We start from the raw sequence: 18,256 nt of genomic DNA on the forward strand, positions 1-18,256 counted from the left end.
CTAAATAAATGATGCTACAACTGGAAAGCAAAAAACTAATTTTTAAACCATTTGAAATGACTGATGCGCAATCATTGTTTGAAATGGATAGAAATCCTAATGTTCATAAATATTTATGGCAACAGCCCATCCAAGATATTGAAGATGTTAAAATTGGTATTAAAAAGGTATTAGAACAATATGAAAAAAATAAAATAGGACGATATAGCACTATTTTAAAAAAAACAGGCGAATTTATTGGATGGACTGGTATTAAATTTATAAATGATCACAAAGAAAATGGTAATACCAATTTTTATGATTATGGATACAGACTAGATGAACGTTTTTGGGGGCAAGGATATGCAACTGAAGCTACATTTTTTTGGTTAGAATATGCTTTTTATCAAATGAAAATAAAAGAGTTAAACGCATATACTCATTTTGAAAATAAAGCTTCCAATCATATATTAAAAAAATGTGGATTCCAGTTTATAGAAACATATATTGCATCAGATAATGTATCATGGAATTGGTGGAAAATTATTAAATAGTTAGTCTATTATGAATTTTATTTTAGAAACACCTAGGTTAATCATGCGGCCTTTGACAATAGAGGATGTAGAAATATTGCATAAAATAGATTCTAACCCTAATGTTCATGAGTATTTATGGAACGCTCCTGCAACTGATATTAATCAAACAAAATTTGTTATAAACGCTATTTTAAGTCAATATATTAAACATAAAATAGGACGTTATGGTATTATTCTAAAAGAAACGAATGAATTTATAGGCTGGGGTGGTCTTAAATTTAATGAAAATACAGTCAATAATCATCAAGATTTTTATGATATAGGCATTTGTATAACACAAGAATATTGGAATAAAAAATTAGGCTTTGAAGTTTTTCATGCTTGGATTAAATACGCATTTAAACACTTAAATTTACCAAAGTTATACGCCTATACACAAACAAAAAATTATAGTAGCAATAAAATGGCCGAAAAAATTCACATGCGCCTGACAAATGAATTTATTTATGATGATCAAAATTGGAATTGGTACGAATTAGGTATACTAAAATACGACATGATTATTAGTAAAAAAATAATACATGATATAGAAATTAATATTTCACCTATTCTAACAAACAATAATGAATAATCTATCTAATTGGTTAACTAATAGAGGCATCTCTACTTGGGAGGAACTGACTAAATACGTACAAAAAATTCCGTATGGAAGAAATAGTTTGCGTAATGATTTTTCCCTTGTATTAACTGAACATAGAGGAAGCTGTAGTTCTAAACACGCATTGTTAAAATCCTTGGCATCTGATTTTAATCAAGAAAATACGGAACTCATTTTAGGCATTTTTAAAATGAATGCAAAAAATACCCCTTCCTTAAAAGAAATATTAGAAAGCAATTCTATTGATTATATACCAGAGGCACATTGCTATTTAAAAATAAATGATCAATATAAGGATTATACAAGTAAAAATAGTCTTTATTCTAGAATAAAAGAAGATATACTTTTTGAAATCATAATTAATCCTGATCAAGTAATACAATATAAAATAGATTACCATCAAACATTTTTAAAAAATTGGATTTTCGAAACCAAACAAAATAAGACCTTTGAAGAAATTTGGGATATTCGTGAAAAATGTATTGCCCAATTATCTAAATAATTTAATTTTCTAAAAATCATTTTCTTTAATTTAAAATATGAAAACAGTACGAATTGTTGGAGTGCCAGAACATTTTAATCTTCCTTGGCAATTATGTATAGAAAACGGAGAATATGATCAAGTAGGAATTGACCTACAATGGACTGATATTCCTGAAGGAACTGGCAAAATGTGTCAAATGTTACGTAACAATGAAACAGATCTTGCTGTAATTCTAACAGAAGGAATAATAAAAGATATTGCTTCAGGAAATGATAGTTCTATCATACAATTATACGTTCAGTCTCCATTAATCTGGGGAGTACATGTTAATTCCAATTCTCACTATCAATATATGTCTGATTTAGAGAATACTAAAAGTGCTATTTCAAGAATAGGTTCAGGTTCTCATTTAATGAGTTTTGTTAATGCAAAACAACAAAATTGGGATCTTAACACATTAAATTTTGAAATTGTTGATACGATAGAAGGAGCCGTTAAAGCTATACAAAATGGAAAAGCAGACTATTTTCTATGGGAACGTTTTATGACACAACCCTTAGTTGATCAAGGTATTTTTAAAAGAATAAGTGAATGTCCGACTCCTTGGCCTTCTTTTGTAATTGCTGTTCGAAATGAATTTATTCAAAATAATTCAGCTACATTGGAGTTAATTTTAGAAATTATTAATAATACAACTATTGAGTTTAAAGATATACCTAGTATAGACAGAACATTAGCTGCTCGTTACAATCAAAAAATAGAAGACATACAACTATGGCTTAAACAAACAAAATGGTCACAAAAGAAAATGGATCAAAAAACGTTTGATAAAATTCAAAAACAATTGCTAGAATTTAATTTAATAGAAAATAAATTATCTTTTGACATGATCGTAAAATAAATTTTGCGTGATATAAAATGACTACAACCTCTATAAAAGATCTTTATCATCAATACAAGGATCGGCTTTCATCAGTAAAGCCTTGGAGTCGTGTAGTCATTTTAATTTTATGCTTATTACTCACGCTACCCACTTTTATAATTGCACATCATAACTTAAAAGAAACGAATTGGAAAATTCCTTTTGATCGTTTTTTATTATTCATTTGCATTACTATAATTTATTATTTATTATTTCAAAAAATAAAAAAAATAATTATTGTTTCTATTGTCATCTATATACTTATTTTATCATACGGAACTTTTTTTGGAAATTATGGTTTTTATAATTTGTATGATGATTACAGATCTATGATGTACACAATGGATGAAAATCCATATCCACAAGATATTATTATCAACAAACTACTCCCCTTCCCTAATAAATCTAAAGTTCTAAAAGCAATTGATTTTAACAATCCAAAAGTGCGCAATTTTGCTGTTTGGTCTACCACTCAAAATTTTAAAAATGTATCCCATTTAAAAGATTTTTTTGAATACCGAACCACTATACAATGTTTTGCTGTTTTTAAAGAAATCAAAAAGAAATGGAATTATGTAAATGACCCACAAGGAAATAATTATATTGCCGATGCCTCTGAATCAATTGAACATTTTTCAGGTGATTGTGATGATCACGCTATATTAATGGCAGCCGGTATTAAGGCCGTCGGAGGTATTCCACGTTTGATACACACAGATGCCCATATTTATCCCGAAATGCTTATTGGCACTAAGCGAGATCTTGAAAAAGTAAATTACTTAATACATAAAGTATTATTTATTCAAGAAAGCAAAAACAAACCCTTACACTATCATATAGATGAAAGGGGTTATATTTGGCTTAATTTGGATTATACTGCTAATTATCCAGGAGGAAAATTTATGAGTGAGACCATCTTAGGTCAATTAACACTTAGTAATTAAACTTACCATTTTATTTCTTCTTTATCAATAGATTTCAAATATTCATTCGTTTTACTAAAATGTTTATTACCAAACCATAAACCACGATTGGCACTTAAGGGTGATGGATGTCCCGTTTCTAAAACATAATGTTTATCTCTATTTATCTTAGCTCCTTTTTTCTTAGCAAATCCTCCCCAAAGTAAAAAAACAACATTTTCTTTTTTATCTGAAATTTGCTGGATAACAGCATCTGTAAATATTTCCCATCCTTTGTTCTGATGACTCCCCGCGTTATTTTCTCTAACTGTTAAAGTTGCATTTAAAAGCAAGACCCCTTGTTCAGCCCAACGTTCTAAATTGCCTGATACTGGCATGGGCATTTTTAAATCGGACTCAATCTCTTTAAAAATATTAAGTAATGAAGGAGGAAATGCAATACCTTCATTAACAGAAAAACATAATCCATTAGCCTGTCCCAGACCATGATAAGGGTCTTGTCCTATTATCACGACTTTTACATCATTAAAATGACAATGATCAAATGCAGAAAAAATAAGATTCCCTTTGGGAAAGCAACGACCTATTTGATATTCATTCTTTACAAAGTCAATCAAATTTTTAAAATATATATTTTCGAATTCTTCTTTTAGAATATCTTTCCAAGAATCATGAATTTTTACTTCCATTTTTTTTCTTACAAAAATATTAAAACTTATAAACTTATGATAACTTTTCCATACTTTTGCCGGTTTCAAAGAATATCAAATAACACTAATGAACAGCAACAATAAAGTATTAGTATTTGTTTTATCAGTTACATCTGTATATCTTGGACTTTCATTTTTTTCAAAAAACATAATTGAATATTATCCTAGTTTCAAAAATGTTAATCTATTTGCTGATATACAAAACGATAAATCGGTTAAGACTGATAAAGAAAATACTAAAAAGAAAACAAATAGTTTAGTTAATAAAACTCAAAAACTAGATAGCACATTTACTATTTTTGATAGCTATCAAACAACCAATATAACAGATTTTGATAATGATAGCAAAAATTTTGTATTCCAAAATTTATCTAGTAAACTAGATGAACTATATCAAAATAAAAAAACAAAAATTAGAATTGCTTGGTTTGGTGATAGTCAAATAGAAGGAGATCTAATGACTCAAGACATTCGAGAAATGTTACAAAATTATTTTAATAAAAAAAAGGGCGTTGGTTTTGTTCCTATTAATTCAATTTCATCTGATTTTAGGCAAACAGCCACTTCCAAAACATCTGGATCTTTTGAAACCTTTAATTTTAAACAAAACCCTGAAAAAAATGTTTTCTTATCAGGTTATTCATTCCTTAGTTCGGATTTAGATATTACTTTACGAAATAATATAAAAAAAGACAGTACACAAATTCTTGAAAAATGGTTATTATTTGGTAAAGGAAATGATATTACGATAACTCAAAATGGTGTTCAAACAAACTACCATGCTAGTGAAGCTTTTAACAGAGTTTTATTAGATAGGTCTACAGTAAATAGCATACACTTTAAGGCTCAGTTTGCCAACACTCCTATTTACGGTATAAGTTTTGAACCCGAAAACGGTATTGTACTAGATAATTTTTCTTTTAGAGGTATCACAGGAATTGAGCTCAACAAAATTAGTATAGAACTCTTACAAAAATTGAATCAAGAAAATTATTATGATTTAGTTGTATTTCAATACGGAGTTAATCTGATGTTTAGACCTAATGACTTAAATTATGACTATTATTATGAAAAAATGTCTCCTATCATTAAAAAATTTAAAAAAGAAATGCCTAAAACCGATTTCTTAATTTTTAGTTGTTCAGATAGAGCTTTTAAATATGATAATGAATGGAAAACGGCAATAGGAATAGATAGTTTAATAAAAGTACAAGCTCGATTATCGTATGATAATAAAGTCCCTTTTTATAACCTTTTTAATTCTATAGGAGGAAAAGGAATTATGAAAAAATGGGTTGATACTATTCCTAGAATGGCTAGTAAAGACTATATCCATTTCAATAATAGAGGGTCTAAAGTAGTGGCTAAAACAATATTTCAATCTATTCAAAAAGAATTTGAAAAAATAAAAAACAAACCGAAAAAGCAAATAAAAAAACAAAATAATAAAAACTAATTTTCAAAATGTTAACTTTCGATTTCAACAAAATAATCGATCAGCTATTTTATGATCCTAAAAACCCATTACTTTTTAATAGTGGCTTCTTTGTTTACTTTTTTTTAGTTTTCATTATTTGCTATTATATGGTAAGAAAAAATTACTTAAGAAGAGCCTATATCTTAAGTTTTTTTTCGCTTTATTTTTTTTACAAAGCGAGTGGAAATTTTGTTTTTTTAGTAATAGGATCAGCCGTTGTTGATTATTTACTCTCTATTGCTATATACAAAGCAAGAGCAAAAGCCGGATTAAGAAAATTTTTATTAATTTTTTGTATTATTTTTAACTTGGGCTTACTTTTTTATTTTAAATATACTAACTTTTTTATAGAAATAATAAACAGCTTAAATATAACAAAATTAGATCCTATCCACATTTTATTACCTATTGGTATTTCATTTTATACATTTGAAAATATTAGTTATGCAGTAGATGTCTACAAAGGAGAAATAAAACCAGAAAGAAATATTGCAAACTATATTTTATTTTTATCCTTTTTCCCTAAATTAGTTATGGGACCTATTGTTAGGGCTAAAGACTTTATACCTCAATTAAAAAAAGATTATTACGTAAGCTCTGAAGATTTTTCAAAAGGGTTCTACCTCATAATAAGTGGATTAATAAAAAAATTAATCATTTCAGATTATATAACACTAAACCTAGTAAACTATATTTTTGATGGTCCTCATTTACATAATGGTTTTGAATGTCTTATAGCTCTATATGGATACGCCATTGTGATTTATTGCGATTTTAGTGGATACAGTGATGTGGCTATTGGGATTTCTAAATGGCTAGGAATTACGATCCCTCCCAATTTTGAATCACCGTACCAAAGTACTTCTCTTACTGAATTTTGGAGAAAATGGCATATTTCCTTATCTTCTTGGTTACGTGATTATTTATATATAGCCATGGGAGGAAATAAAAAAGGTAAATTAAGAACTAATATTAATTTATTTTTAACGATGCTTATTGGTGGATTTTGGCATGGAGCAAGTTGGAATTTTATTATCTGGGGATCTTTACATGGTTTTGGCTTGATTTTAAATAAAGTTTGGACCAATTTTACGTCCAAAATAAATTTTTTACCTCGATTTATTTCAAATCTTATTTTTGGACTTATAACATTCCATTTCGTCTGTTTTTGTTGGATTTTTTTCAAAGCAGAAAATTTAGAAACGTCCTTGACTTTTATCAATCAAATTATCAATCAATTTAGTCTTGAAGGAGCTGAAGATTTTGTAACAAATTACAAACACCCTTTAATAATGATTATAATAGGATATTTAATACATTTAATACCAAATAATTGGAGTGAAAAATACATTGCAATACAAAAAAAGCTCCCTTTATTATTTAATATCATCGTTATGATTTTCTTTATATTCTTATATTCTTATTTTAAAAGTACTGAAGCTGTAATGCCTATTTACTTACAATTTTAATACTAGTAAAAGAGGCAGAATTGCAATAAATTATTATTTTAAAAATTTTATATAATACCCCTATTTTTGAGTTAATTATTCAAAAATGGGGTTTTTTATATTAATGCCTATTTTTGTCTTTTCATCTAGATCATGAAGTCTAATGCGGAATTTAGGCTAAAAAATGGTTATTCTATTAAATTCAATGTATTTAATCTAAGGAATAAGATGAAGTCTTTTTTAGTAGAAGTCTCGTTTACTATATAAAAAAATAAAACACTTTTATATACTTAACACATAAATTCATCATTTATAAAAAATGATCCAGCCTAATATTATTTAGAAGATTTAATTTCTTACTTCTGAATTTGTTTTAGTAACAGTAGAGGAAAGTGAATTTAAAAAGTTATTCCAACTTTTAGCAAATGCTTCGGTAAATAAATAACCTTGCAACTCATATCCCTTTTTAGAATAATGAACAAGATCATTTGTTAAAAATTGATTTCTTGCTAATTCACAACCTCCTTCTAATCCTTTTGAAATTTCAAACAAATCCCAAAGAGCAATCTGATTTTCAAGGCAATATTCCCTAATTGCTTCAGAAAAATCCTTTAATTTTTTATTAGGAACTACTTTCTTATAAAAAGAAACAGGAGGAGTTGACAATATAAAAACGGCTTCTGGATTAAATATTCTTATTTTTTCAATTGTTTCTTTTATAGATTCGATAAAATTTTCAGGGGTTAAAGCAATATTTTGTGCTTCATTTGTTCCCATAGACAATATATAACAATCTGACTTAATATTTTTAATTTGATTCCAAAATAAATTTTCGGAGTTATAATCCGAAAATTTAGCTCCATTTACTCCTATAGCACTATAAATAATTCCTCTATCAATAGAATTTTCTAAAAATACACCATAGAGCTTTGTACAAATAGAATCATTACATACAATATTGAAATCAGAACGAAGACTACTAAATTTAAAATCTAAAACTCCTTTTGTTTTAATATTACATTTTATTGTATCCGCTACTAAATTTATATTTTTAATTTCATCATTCGTAAATAAAGTAAGTTTATCAAACTTATGAATTGTTTCCAATGCTCTAAATTTGAAACTAACAAAAGAATTTGGTTCTGTAGATTCTATGGCAAAACCACTTAGACCACAGGGTATATCTGGATTTTTCTTAATCAATCTACTCCCTTTCCAATCCGAATTAGAACTAAAAATTATATCTGAAGGAGCATTACTTTTAGCTAGTTGATAGGGAAATATTAAACCTCTACCAGCATTACCAAAATAACGTTGTAATTCAGTACGTACTATTTTAGTAGACATATCAGCCTGTATATGCGAATCTCCTATATGAACAAATGAAACTCGTTTTCCATCATTTTCTTTTAACCTTAAGAGTTTAAAGAAAAGAGGTTTTAAATGATTCTCATTTATAATGCTATTTTTTTCAAAATCTAAATTTATCTTAGGATATAAAGAATCTGTTTTTTTATACTGAAATATGGCTACATTTTGCCCTAAAAGTGGTTGCAAAACAAAATAAATAAATAAAAAAACAACTTTATTAAAAGACATAAAATATTAATTCTAAGTTAATTTGTTGATAAAAAGCACATTTAAAAAAACTTTTTTCTTAAATTTGCTCCCTACTTCTTAAAAAAGAAGAAATAGAATTATTAATCATTTGGCAAATTTGGTCATTATTTTAAGTAATACCAACTTAATTATAAAGAAATTTATGCTTATGAAAAATCTAAAATTTTACTTTTTATTTGTTTTCACCTTCCTTAGCTTTTGTAATAGCTATTCACAAACTGAATCATACATTAAGGAATATGGTGAAATGGCAGATAAGTTATCTTTTGAATTTGGAATACCAAGATCTATAATTTTAAGTATTGCTATAGTAGAGTCAGGCTATGGTAATAGTAAAGTTGCAAAAAGGTTAAACAATCACTTTGGTATAAAAGGAAAAAATCAGGTAACTTGGTCTAGTTTCAAACAATATTCAAGTGTTGAAGATTCGTTTAGAGATTTTTGTTTAAAAATGGCATCAAAAAAATTCTATATGAATTTAAAAGGAAGTGATGACTACCTACTTTGGTTAAAAAAAATAAGTTTAACAGGATATTCAACAAAACCAACTCTTTGGCGAAATAAGATAAAAAAAACAATTTTAAAGCATAATCTACATTAAAAGTTACTTTTAATAGATTAAATTTAAAAGGGGATTGAATTTTCAGTCCCCTTTTTTTGATTTAAATTGTAAATTTGTGACTACATTAAAAAACAAAATGATTTCGATAAATAATAAAACCTTACAAGATTTAGAGTTTCAAACTGTTTTAGAAACTATTTCAGAATACTGTACAACTGAAATAGGTACTGAAAAAACATTGCATATAACCCCCTATAGTAACAAAGATGAATTAATAGAAATTTTATTACAAACTTCAGAATATCGTTCTTCTTTTGATAACAATAATGCTTTGCCCAGTCATAATTTTGATCCTATAATAAATGAACTAAAATTTTTAGCAATTGAGGATAGTTTTTTAGAAGCTTTAAGTTTTAAAAAAATTCATTCGCTCGCTGAAAATGCCAATATTTTACTACTTTTTTTAAAAAAATTTGAAGATTATTATCCAGCTCTACATCGCAAAGCTATTGAGATAACTATTACAAAAGAAATTAGCAAATCTATTGAAACTGTTTTTGATAAATACGGTGAAATAAAAGATGAGGCCACTCCCACTCTACTAGAAATCCGCAGAAATATGAACCTAGTTCGTGGTAAAGTGAATCAAAGTTTTGGAATGGCACTAAGCCAATACAATTCATTAGGTTATTTAGATGAAATTCGTGAAACCGTAGTAGAAAATCGTCGAGTATTGGCTGTACAAGCAATGTACCGTCGTAAAGTAAAAGGATCTATATTAGGCAGTTCTAAAACTGGAAGTATTGCTTATATTGAACCCGAATCTACACTTCGTTACTCTCGTGAATTAGCTAATTTAGAATATGAAGAACGAGAAGAAATTATCAAAATTTTAAAACAATTAACTAATAAAATTCGTCCTTTTCACGGGTTATTGACACAATATCAAGATTTTTTAAGTGATATAGATGTCATTTCAGCTAAAGCCAAATATGCTTTTAAAATAAATGGATTACTTCCTAAAATAAATGAAGAAAGAAAAGTCTTTTTGCGAGAAGCTTTTCACCCCATTTTATTTTTAACCAATAAAGAAAGAGGAAAAACAACCTATCCACAAACTTTTGATTTTGATGAAGATAAACGTATTATAGTCATATCAGGTCCTAATGCTGGTGGTAAAACGATTTCTATGAAAACAGTTGGCTTGTTATTAGTAATGTTACAATCAGGTATGTTAATTCCTGTTCATGAACGTAGTGAAACTTGTTTTTTTGATCGAATTCTAACAGATATTGGCGACAACCAATCTATTGAAAATCACTTAAGTACCTATAGTTATCGTTTAAAAAACATGAACTACTTTTTAAAAAAATGCAATGCTAAAACCTTATTCTTAATTGATGAATTTGGTACCGGTTCCGATCCCGAGTTAGGAGGAGCATTAGCTGAAGTATTTTTAGAAGAATTTTATCATCGTGAAGCCTTTGGCATCATTACAACACACTATGCTAATCTAAAAATGTTAGCTAATGAATTACCGAGTGCTACCAATGCTAATATGCTTTTTGATGAAAAATCATTAGAGCCGATGTATAAGCTAATTATTGGACAAGCAGGTAGCTCATTTACATTTGAAGTAGCTCAAAAAAATGGTATTCCATACGGATTAATAAATCGTGCTAAAAAGAAAATAGAAGGTAGTAAAGTACGATTTGACAAAACAATTTCATCACTTCAAAAAGAACGTTCTAAACTAGAAAAAACTTCACAAAATTTAAAACAGGAGGAAAATAAAGCTCGTGAAGAAAGCAAAAAAATGGAAAGCATTAATCTTAAAATTCAAGATAAATTAGAACGTTATCAAGAGTTATACGATAGTAACCAGCGTTTGATTTACATGGGACAAAAAATTGATGATATTTCAGAAAAATATTTTAACGATAAAAGTAAAAAAGATCTAATTGGTGAATTTTTAAAAATGGTAGAAATTGAAAATTCAAAACGTAAAAAAATTACTATAAAAGAAAAAAAAGCGAAAGAAAAAATTGAAAAAGAAGTACTTGCTGAAGTAAAAGAGAAAGTAGATGAAATTCGAAAAGAAAAAAAGGAAAAGAAAGAAATTGCTAAAAAAATAGAAGAAAACAAGCCTAAAGTAATACTTAAAGTAGGCGATCGTGTTCGTATGATTGATGGCAAGTCTATAGGAACAATTGATAAAATTGAAAAGAATAATGCAATTGTGAATTATGGTATTTTTACTTCAAAAGTAAGCTTAGACCAATTAGAATATATTCAGCCTAAATAAATATTAAATTAATGGAACATTTAGCAAAAGATAAAAAAATAATCCTTTTTGATGGAGTTTGTAACCTTTGCAATTACTGGGTGCAATATATTATTCAAAAAGATAAAAATGATATTTTCCGTTTTGTAGCTTTAGAATCTAAATTAGGCCAAGAAATCCTTTTATATTTAGGAATTAGTAACCGGAATATTGATAGTATTATACTTTATATTCCAAAACAAGCTTATTTTTATAAATCTGATGCTATTTTAGAAATTGCTAAAAATCTGCCTTATTTAAATTGGCTTTATTTTTTTAAGATAGTTCCTGGAATATTACGTGATCCTCTTTATGATTTTATAGCTAAAAATCGCTATAAATGGTATGGTAAAAAAGAAAGTTGTATGATTCCTACTCCAGAATTAAAAGCAAAGTTTATTGATTAATACAAAAATATGATCCCTTTAAGAATAAATAAGATACTTATTTCAAAGAATACTTTTTTTTTATTATTCTTTTTACTTCAAATTGTATTATTAGAAATATTAACGAGATTTCCTTTTATTACAGAACAATACTATAGCAATGGCTTTTACCCCGTCATTTCAAAACTAAATAGAATCATTTTTGGATGGATTCCATTTTCTATAGGTGATCTTATTTATACTTTATTAATACTGTATTTTATTTACTGGTTTTATAAAAATCAAAAAATAAGCTGGATTCAAAAAATCAAACAAACTTTTAATATTTTTGTCATAACCTACTTTATATTCCATTTACTTTGGGCCTTTAATTATTATCGAATGCCTCTTTATCAGAAAATGAATCTAAAAACAGATTATACTCAAAAAGAACTTTTTCAATTTACCAAAAAACTTATTAATACAAGTAATCAAATTCATTTTAAACTGACACATAATACAAATGAAAAGGTCATTATTCCTTATAAAACAGTCCAAATATTTCAATTAGCACCATTAGGATATGTAGATTTACAAAAAAAACATCCTTATTTTGAATATAAAAATCCTAGTATAAAAAAATCATTATTTAGTATACCACTAACTTATATGGGATTTGGGGGTTATTTAAATCCTTTTACAAATGAAGCACAAGTAAATAATGAACCACCATCTTATAGTTTACCTATTGTCGTTTGCCATGAAATGGCACATCAAATGGGATATTCTAGTGAAAGTGAATGCAACTTTATTGGTTATTTAGCCTCAACACATAACAAAAACTTATTCTTTCAATATGCGGGTCATACTTATGCTTTACGTTATTGTTTGTCAAACATTGCCTCTAAAAATAAAAAGGAACTAGAAAACATAATTAAAACAATAAATCCAGGTATTTTAAAAAATTTTAAAGAAACTGATCTCTTTTGGTCAAAACATGAATCAATCCTTAATAAAGGATTTGAATTATTTTACGATCATTTCTTAAAACTAAATCAACAAGAAGAAGGTATAAAGAGTTATAGTAAATTTATTGATTTATTAATTAATTATTCCGATCAATAATTTTTAAAAGCCACACAGAGTACTTGAATTTAAAGAAAAATATTTACTTCGCAATTTATTTCGTTCGAATCTAATGCGAGATTTGGTTTAAAATTTAGAGGCTGGTGAAAAATTGGACGCTTTATAAAATTAAGAACTCCAAATTCCAATTTTATTATTAAGTGCAAGGTTTTTAGACTATTGTATTCAAAACCTTGCATCTAATATTCTGATTTCTACAATTTATATATTCAAAGTTCTATTTTACAAATTATATAAGAATTAAAATTTTCTAAAAAATATTAAAAATGAAGATTTTAAGTAAAAATAATGCCAATTAACGTTGAATTAATTTTTTAGCAGTCTTATTTACTTATAAATTTTATTTAATCCATTTTTCTTAACTATTTAAAAAAGAAAGACTTTTATCTTTTTAAATAGAATTAAATTCCTACGCATTAACTACTTTTTTAAGTTCAATAATTGTTTTTTCTGGATCGTTTGAATGAAACACAAAACTACCTGCAACTAAAACATCTGCTCCTGCTTCGACTAATTTTTTTGCATTTTGAGAAGAAACACCTCCATCAATTTCGATAAGAGTAGAAGCTCCTTTTCTTTCAATTAATGCTTTTAATTTTTCTACTTTTGAATATGTATTTTCTATGAATGACTGTCCTCCAAAACCAGGATTAACGCTCATAATACAAACTAAGTCTATATCTTGAATTACATCTTCTAGTACTGAAATATTTGTATGAGGATTTAGAGCTACACCTGCTTTCATTCCTTCTGCTTTTATTGCCTGAAGGGTTCTATGTAAATGCACACAGGCTTCAAAATGAACTGTTAAAATATCGGCTCCTATTTTTTTAAAAGTTGAGATATAACGATCTGGTTCTACAATCATTAAATGCACATCTATTGTCTTTTTTGCATGCTTTTTTATTGCTTCTAATACAGGCATACCAAAAGATATATTCGGAACAAAAACGCCGTCCATAATATCTATATGAAACCAATCCGCTTGACTATTGTTTATCATTTCAATATCTCTTTGTAAGTTAGCAAAATCAGCTGCCAGAACAGATGGAGCAATAAGTGTATTTTTCATTTTATAAAATATTAGGGTGTTGTTTTAGAAATTATTTTATTTTTTATAGATTAATTCTATTTGCCTTTATATTGGGATTTCATACTACCATTAGATTACAACCTCTTATATCTGAATTATCAAATCGTCCTAAAATTTCAAAAGAATTATTATCTATTATTTTTCCCAAATCTTGGGTGGCTATGAAGGAACATGAATTAACATTAGCTAAATCAATTATATTTACTCCTCCTACCTTTCCTTCTGGAAGTAAAGTTAAGGCATCCTCTGAATCACGAATAATAATTTTCATCCAAGCTGGGCATTCAAAAATTCCATTTCCTAAAGAATAAGCTTGAGATAATAATTCCGTCATTCCATATTCAGAATGTATTTCAGATACGCCAAAACCACCTGACAATATTTCATGCAACTCTTCCCTGATGATTTCTTTTCTACGCCCTTTCATACCACCTGTTTCCATTATAATAGTGTTTTTCAAATTAAATTGTTGTCTTTCAACTAAATCTAATAAAGCATAAGTAACACCTATTAATAGTATATTATGTCCTTCAGCATCTAATCTGATTAATTTTTCTATTAATTCATCATAATTATTTAGATAAAAACCACTTTCTGAATTATTAGATAATTGAATTAAATCATTGACCATATAGATTAATGATGATCCTTCACGTTCTAAATAAGATGGCAATAATGCTAAAACGATATAATTTTCAACATTTCCATAAAACTGTTTAAAAGCTTGTTTGTAACTTTCTTCATAAAAGGCTAAATCTGTAACAGAATGCTTACTTGTCATCATCCCTGTCGTTCCACTACTTGTAAAAGTCATTTGTATTTTTTCTGTAGAGCTTAAAATAGTGTGTGATTTAAAAAATTGAACGGGTAAAAAAGGGATGTCTTGGATTCTTTTTACATTTGTTTCATTTTTTTTTAAAAGGGAACAAAATCGTTGATAAACTAAATTATTATTATATTGAAAACGAAAAATTTTTAGTGTAAGTTTTTCGAACTCCTTTTTAGAACTAATTTCAAATATATCGCTCGGTGTATACATGTCTCCAAAATTACATAAATAAAAGAGTTTACCCTAAATCTAATGTGTAAAATCTTTAATAATCTAAACTTAAATTCAATATTTTTTTGTACAATTATAATATCTAATTTTATCCTAGATTCACGTTTAAAAATTTATCATAAATAAAAATGACTTTAAACCTAGATTTGTCATTGTACTTCGTTGTGATATAATTTTTTTGAATAAATTCAAATGTTCACAGAAAATTTAGTAGAAAGAATAGGGAACTTGATTTAAAATATAATTTTCTTTTATACAAGTAAAAAGTCTCGGCAAAAACCGAGACTTTTAATTTAGGGTGAATGATGGGTCTCGAACCCACGACCTTCGGAACCACAATCCGACGCTCTAACCAACTGAGCTACAATCACCATTATGTTTTTTTAAAAAAAGCGTTAACCGCTATTAGGGTGAATGATGGGTCTCGAACCCACGACCTTCGGAACCACAATCCGACGCTCTAACCAACTGAGCTACAATCACCATTTCAACGCTATACTAATTACTTCCGTATTGCGAGTGCAAATATACTACAAAAGTTTAGTCTTGCAAACAATTCTATAAAAAAATTACAATAAATTATCTAAAGTATTGACTGCCAAACACCTTTCTACTGTAAATCCTTCTGCAAAATCTGTTCCTATTAATCTACCGAGATCTTGTGCTCTGTATTGAACGCTATCTAAAAAATTTTTTGATGTAATTGGTGTTTCAGGTTCTAACGAGTTAGGATCATAAAACTGAGAAGAGTAAGCCAAAATGGATTGCATTTTCAATTCCATAAATCCAGAAATATCAACGGCAAAATCTGGTTTTATATTCATCCATTGTATATAATGATAAACTTTTTTAGGACGCCAAGATTCCTGAAATGTGTCTTTTAAACTAGTTTCTATTTTTTTTAATCCTGATAAAAAACAAGCATCTGATACTAAATTACTTCCTTTAGAATGATCTATATGTCTATCTTGAATAGCATTGCATAATACTATTTCAGGTTTGTATTTACGAATCATTTTTATAATTTCTTTTTGATGGTCTTCATCATTTTTAAAAAATCCATCTCGAAATTCTAAATTTTCTCGTATTGAAACTTTTAATATTTGAGCTGATTTCTGAGCTTCTAGATCTCTAATTTCGGGAGTACCACGAGTTCCTAATTCTCCTCTTGTTAAATCTATTATTCCTACTTTTTTACCCAAACTAATCTCTTTTGCTAATGTTCCTCCGCAGCCCAACTCTACATCATCAGGGTGAGCACCAAATGCTAATATATCTAATTTCATTTTTCTATATTGTTGTTTAGTCTTTGATTTTTATTCAGAATAATTTATAATCATTCGCATGGTTTTACTTTTATTAATTGTTTCATACCATTCTGATTCCGAATTACTGTTTTTTGTAACTCCACAACCCATAAATAAATTTATTTTATCTTTTGAAATTTTCATACATCTCAAATTAACGTATAGATCTGTTGATTTTTCATTTGTTGCAAAATCAAAATTTAATTCACCTAAAAATCCTGTGTAAAATTCTCTATCATAACCTTCCGATTTTTCTATAAAAGCTTTCGTTAAATTCTTAGGTGTTCCACAAACAGCTGGTGTTGGATGTAAAACAGCAATAATTTTTTTTAAAAGAGTGCTTTCTTTAATTGTTCCTCTTATATCTGTTCTTAAATGAAATAAATTTCCTGCTCTACTCGTATAAGCCTCTGATACTTGAAGATCAGAAACTATTTCTTTTAGTTCATTCTTTATAAAATCTGTTACAAATTGTTGTTCTTTTTTTTCTTTATTTCGCCATAAAATAGATTTCTCATTTTGAGCAACTTGAGTACCTGCTAGAGCCATTGTTTCAAACTTATTTTCTTTTATAGCAAATAATTTTTCTGGAGTAGCTCCCATCCAGAATCCAATTTTTGGATGATACCAAGCATAACATAAAGCAGATGGGTACTTAAAGAGCATTTGCTCAAAGCTTGTAAATAGATCAAAACCCTTATTTTGAATTTCTTCAGTTCTTGAAAGTACTACTTTATCAAAAATACCGGCTTCTATAGTTTGTACTCCATTTTGAACTAATTCAATAAATTTTTGTTTTTCTAATTCATTTTCTACAATATTTATTTCTAATTCTTTTATTTTATGATCAAAATAAACAGAATTATAGCTTATTTCCGATTTTTCTAATGGAAAAATTATGGGGATTCCACTAAAAGGAGCAAAAACAAAAGATTTTTCTGTAAAATTTTCTGTAAAGTAAATATGATCATTTTGCTGAAAAATCCCAATTAATGTTTTCTTATTAGGTTTACGATAGACAACAAATGGTAAATTCATTTTTTGTTGAATTCTTACCTTTTCAAATATGCTTTTCATTTAATTTCATTTCTTCTTTGAAGATATTAGCTCATATAAAAGACCTTTTATTGTTCTCTTTTTGGCAATACCATATTGGTTAGTTTACATAATGAAATCAACGATTTATTTTCATCTTCAATTCTTATTTCCCATAAATGTAAGGATCTTCCTTTATGAATCAACCTGGCTGTTGCGGTTATTATTCCTGTTCTTTTACTTTTTAAATGATTGGCTGATATTTCAATACCTCTAACTTCTTGCTTATCTATATTTACGAACATAAGTGAAGCTGCACTTCCTACACTTTCTGCTAAAGCTACAGTTGCTCCTCCATGTAATAAGCCCATCGGTTGATGTACCGCACTATCAACAGGCATTTGGGCTATTAAATAATCTTCTCCTGCTTCTATAAACTCTATTCTTAAAGTTTTCATTAATGTATTATTACTCAATACATTACAGTTTTCAACAAATTTTTTTCTATCAAACATCGTATTAATAAAATATCCAATCAAAAGTACAAAATTTAGTATTAAAACATATTGGTAACATAAAAAAACGATATTTTACATTTTATTTTCAGT

Annotated in this window: 18 protein-coding genes and 2 tRNA genes; 11 read left to right on the plus strand and 9 right to left on the minus strand. The window is 27.4% G+C overall.

What is annotated here, in order from left to right; genetic code table 11:
- Window positions 1–8 precede the first annotated feature (8 nt).
- Genes NAB20_RS11430 through NAB20_RS11450 form a run of 5 tightly spaced genes read left to right on the plus strand, consistent with a single transcriptional unit; the run spans window position 9 to window position 3,523 of the window.
- Window positions 9–533 carry a GNAT family N-acetyltransferase gene (locus tag NAB20_RS11430; RefSeq protein WP_105197071.1) on the plus strand — a complete coding sequence of 175 codons (525 nt, stop codon included), beginning with the start codon at window positions 9–11 and terminating at the stop codon, window positions 531–533.
- A 10-nt stretch (window positions 534–543) separates the two neighbouring features.
- Window positions 544–1,146, plus strand: a complete 603-nt coding sequence (locus NAB20_RS11435; RefSeq protein ID WP_105197072.1) for a GNAT family N-acetyltransferase — start codon at window positions 544–546, stop codon at window positions 1,144–1,146.
- Entirely contained in the window at window positions 1,139–1,675 is a 537-nt protein-coding gene (locus tag NAB20_RS11440; RefSeq protein ID WP_127823047.1) for a hypothetical protein, read from the plus strand. Before NAB20_RS11435 ends, NAB20_RS11440 begins: the two co-directional genes overlap by 8 nt.
- A 37-nt stretch (window positions 1,676–1,712) precedes the next feature.
- Window positions 1,713–2,558, plus strand: coding sequence for a substrate-binding domain-containing protein (locus tag NAB20_RS11445; protein ID WP_105197074.1), 846 nt, complete (start codon window positions 1,713–1,715; stop codon window positions 2,556–2,558).
- A gap of 17 nt (window positions 2,559–2,575) precedes the next feature.
- Window positions 2,576–3,523 (plus strand): transglutaminase, encoded by a 948-nt coding sequence (locus NAB20_RS11450; protein WP_105197075.1) that lies wholly within the window; start codon window positions 2,576–2,578, stop codon window positions 3,521–3,523.
- Window positions 3,524–3,525: 2 nt separating this feature from the next.
- On the opposite strand, the gene NAB20_RS11455 is transcribed toward NAB20_RS11450, so the two are convergent.
- Complete coding sequence (locus tag NAB20_RS11455) at window positions 3,526–4,191, minus strand: uracil-DNA glycosylase (protein ID WP_105197076.1); 666 nt, start codon at window positions 4,189–4,191, stop codon at window positions 3,526–3,528.
- An 88-nt stretch (window positions 4,192–4,279) separates the two neighbouring features.
- On the opposite strand from NAB20_RS11455, the gene NAB20_RS11460 reads away from it, so the two are divergent.
- Both NAB20_RS11460 and NAB20_RS11465 read left to right on the plus strand, forming a co-directional pair.
- Window positions 4,280–5,668, plus strand: coding sequence for a hypothetical protein (locus NAB20_RS11460; protein WP_375605160.1), 1,389 nt, complete (start codon window positions 4,280–4,282; stop codon window positions 5,666–5,668).
- A gap of 8 nt (window positions 5,669–5,676) precedes the next feature.
- A complete protein-coding gene (locus NAB20_RS11465; protein ID WP_375605161.1) occupies window positions 5,677–7,158 on the plus strand; it encodes an MBOAT family O-acyltransferase in 1,482 nt (493 codons plus the stop codon).
- Window positions 7,159–7,485: 327 nt separating this feature from the next.
- On the opposite strand, the gene NAB20_RS11470 is transcribed toward NAB20_RS11465, so the two are convergent.
- Entirely contained in the window at window positions 7,486–8,736 is a 1,251-nt protein-coding gene (locus NAB20_RS11470) for a GDSL-type esterase/lipase family protein (protein WP_375605162.1), read from the minus strand.
- Between the two features lie 169 nt (window positions 8,737–8,905).
- On the opposite strand from NAB20_RS11470, the gene NAB20_RS11475 reads away from it, so the two are divergent.
- The 4 genes from NAB20_RS11475 to NAB20_RS11490 all read left to right on the plus strand — a co-directional run bounded on the left by NAB20_RS11475 (window position 8,906) and on the right by NAB20_RS11490 (window position 13,132).
- The gene (locus NAB20_RS11475; RefSeq protein ID WP_105197087.1) at window positions 8,906–9,358 is read left to right on the plus strand and encodes a glucosaminidase domain-containing protein; all 453 of its coding nucleotides are present in this window, start codon (window positions 8,906–8,908) and stop codon (window positions 9,356–9,358) included.
- 97 nt (window positions 9,359–9,455) lie between these two features.
- Entirely contained in the window at window positions 9,456–11,624 is a 2,169-nt protein-coding gene (locus NAB20_RS11480; RefSeq protein ID WP_105197080.1) for a DNA mismatch repair protein MutS, read from the plus strand.
- A gap of 11 nt (window positions 11,625–11,635) precedes the next feature.
- Entirely contained in the window at window positions 11,636–12,049 is a 414-nt protein-coding gene (locus NAB20_RS11485; RefSeq protein ID WP_088391090.1) for a thiol-disulfide oxidoreductase DCC family protein, read from the plus strand.
- Window positions 12,050–12,058: 9 nt separating this feature from the next.
- The gene (locus NAB20_RS11490) at window positions 12,059–13,132 is read left to right on the plus strand and encodes a DUF3810 domain-containing protein (RefSeq protein ID WP_375605163.1); all 1,074 of its coding nucleotides are present in this window, start codon (window positions 12,059–12,061) and stop codon (window positions 13,130–13,132) included.
- Window positions 13,133–13,562: 430 nt separating this feature from the next.
- On the opposite strand, the gene rpe is transcribed toward NAB20_RS11490, so the two are convergent.
- The 7 genes from rpe to NAB20_RS11525 form a co-directional block, all read right to left on the minus strand.
- Window positions 13,563–14,225, minus strand: coding sequence for a ribulose-phosphate 3-epimerase (rpe, locus tag NAB20_RS11495; protein ID WP_088391094.1), 663 nt, complete (start codon window positions 14,223–14,225; stop codon window positions 13,563–13,565).
- A gap of 79 nt (window positions 14,226–14,304) precedes the next feature.
- The gene (locus tag NAB20_RS11500; protein ID WP_105197083.1) at window positions 14,305–15,285 is read right to left on the minus strand and encodes an acyl transferase; all 981 of its coding nucleotides are present in this window, start codon (window positions 15,283–15,285) and stop codon (window positions 14,305–14,307) included.
- 317 nt (window positions 15,286–15,602) lie between these two features.
- Window positions 15,603–15,678, minus strand: a tRNA-His gene (locus NAB20_RS11505).
- Window positions 15,679–15,714: 36 nt separating this feature from the next.
- A tRNA-His gene (locus tag NAB20_RS11510) sits at window positions 15,715–15,790 on the minus strand.
- Window positions 15,791–15,875: 85 nt separating this feature from the next.
- Window positions 15,876–16,592 (minus strand): bacillithiol biosynthesis deacetylase BshB1, encoded by a 717-nt coding sequence (bshB1, locus tag NAB20_RS11515; protein WP_105197084.1) that lies wholly within the window; start codon window positions 16,590–16,592, stop codon window positions 15,876–15,878.
- Between the two features lie 30 nt (window positions 16,593–16,622).
- The gene (locus NAB20_RS11520; protein ID WP_235819711.1) at window positions 16,623–17,690 is read right to left on the minus strand and encodes an isochorismate synthase; all 1,068 of its coding nucleotides are present in this window, start codon (window positions 17,688–17,690) and stop codon (window positions 16,623–16,625) included.
- 47 nt (window positions 17,691–17,737) lie between these two features.
- A complete protein-coding gene (locus NAB20_RS11525) occupies window positions 17,738–18,163 on the minus strand; it encodes a PaaI family thioesterase (RefSeq protein ID WP_375605787.1) in 426 nt (141 codons plus the stop codon).
- Between the last annotated feature and the right edge of the window lie 93 nt (window positions 18,164–18,256).

Origin of the sequence: Flavobacterium davisii (assembly GCF_042182265.1) — a bacterium.
GTDB lineage: Bacteria > Bacteroidota > Bacteroidia > Flavobacteriales > Flavobacteriaceae > Flavobacterium > Flavobacterium davisii.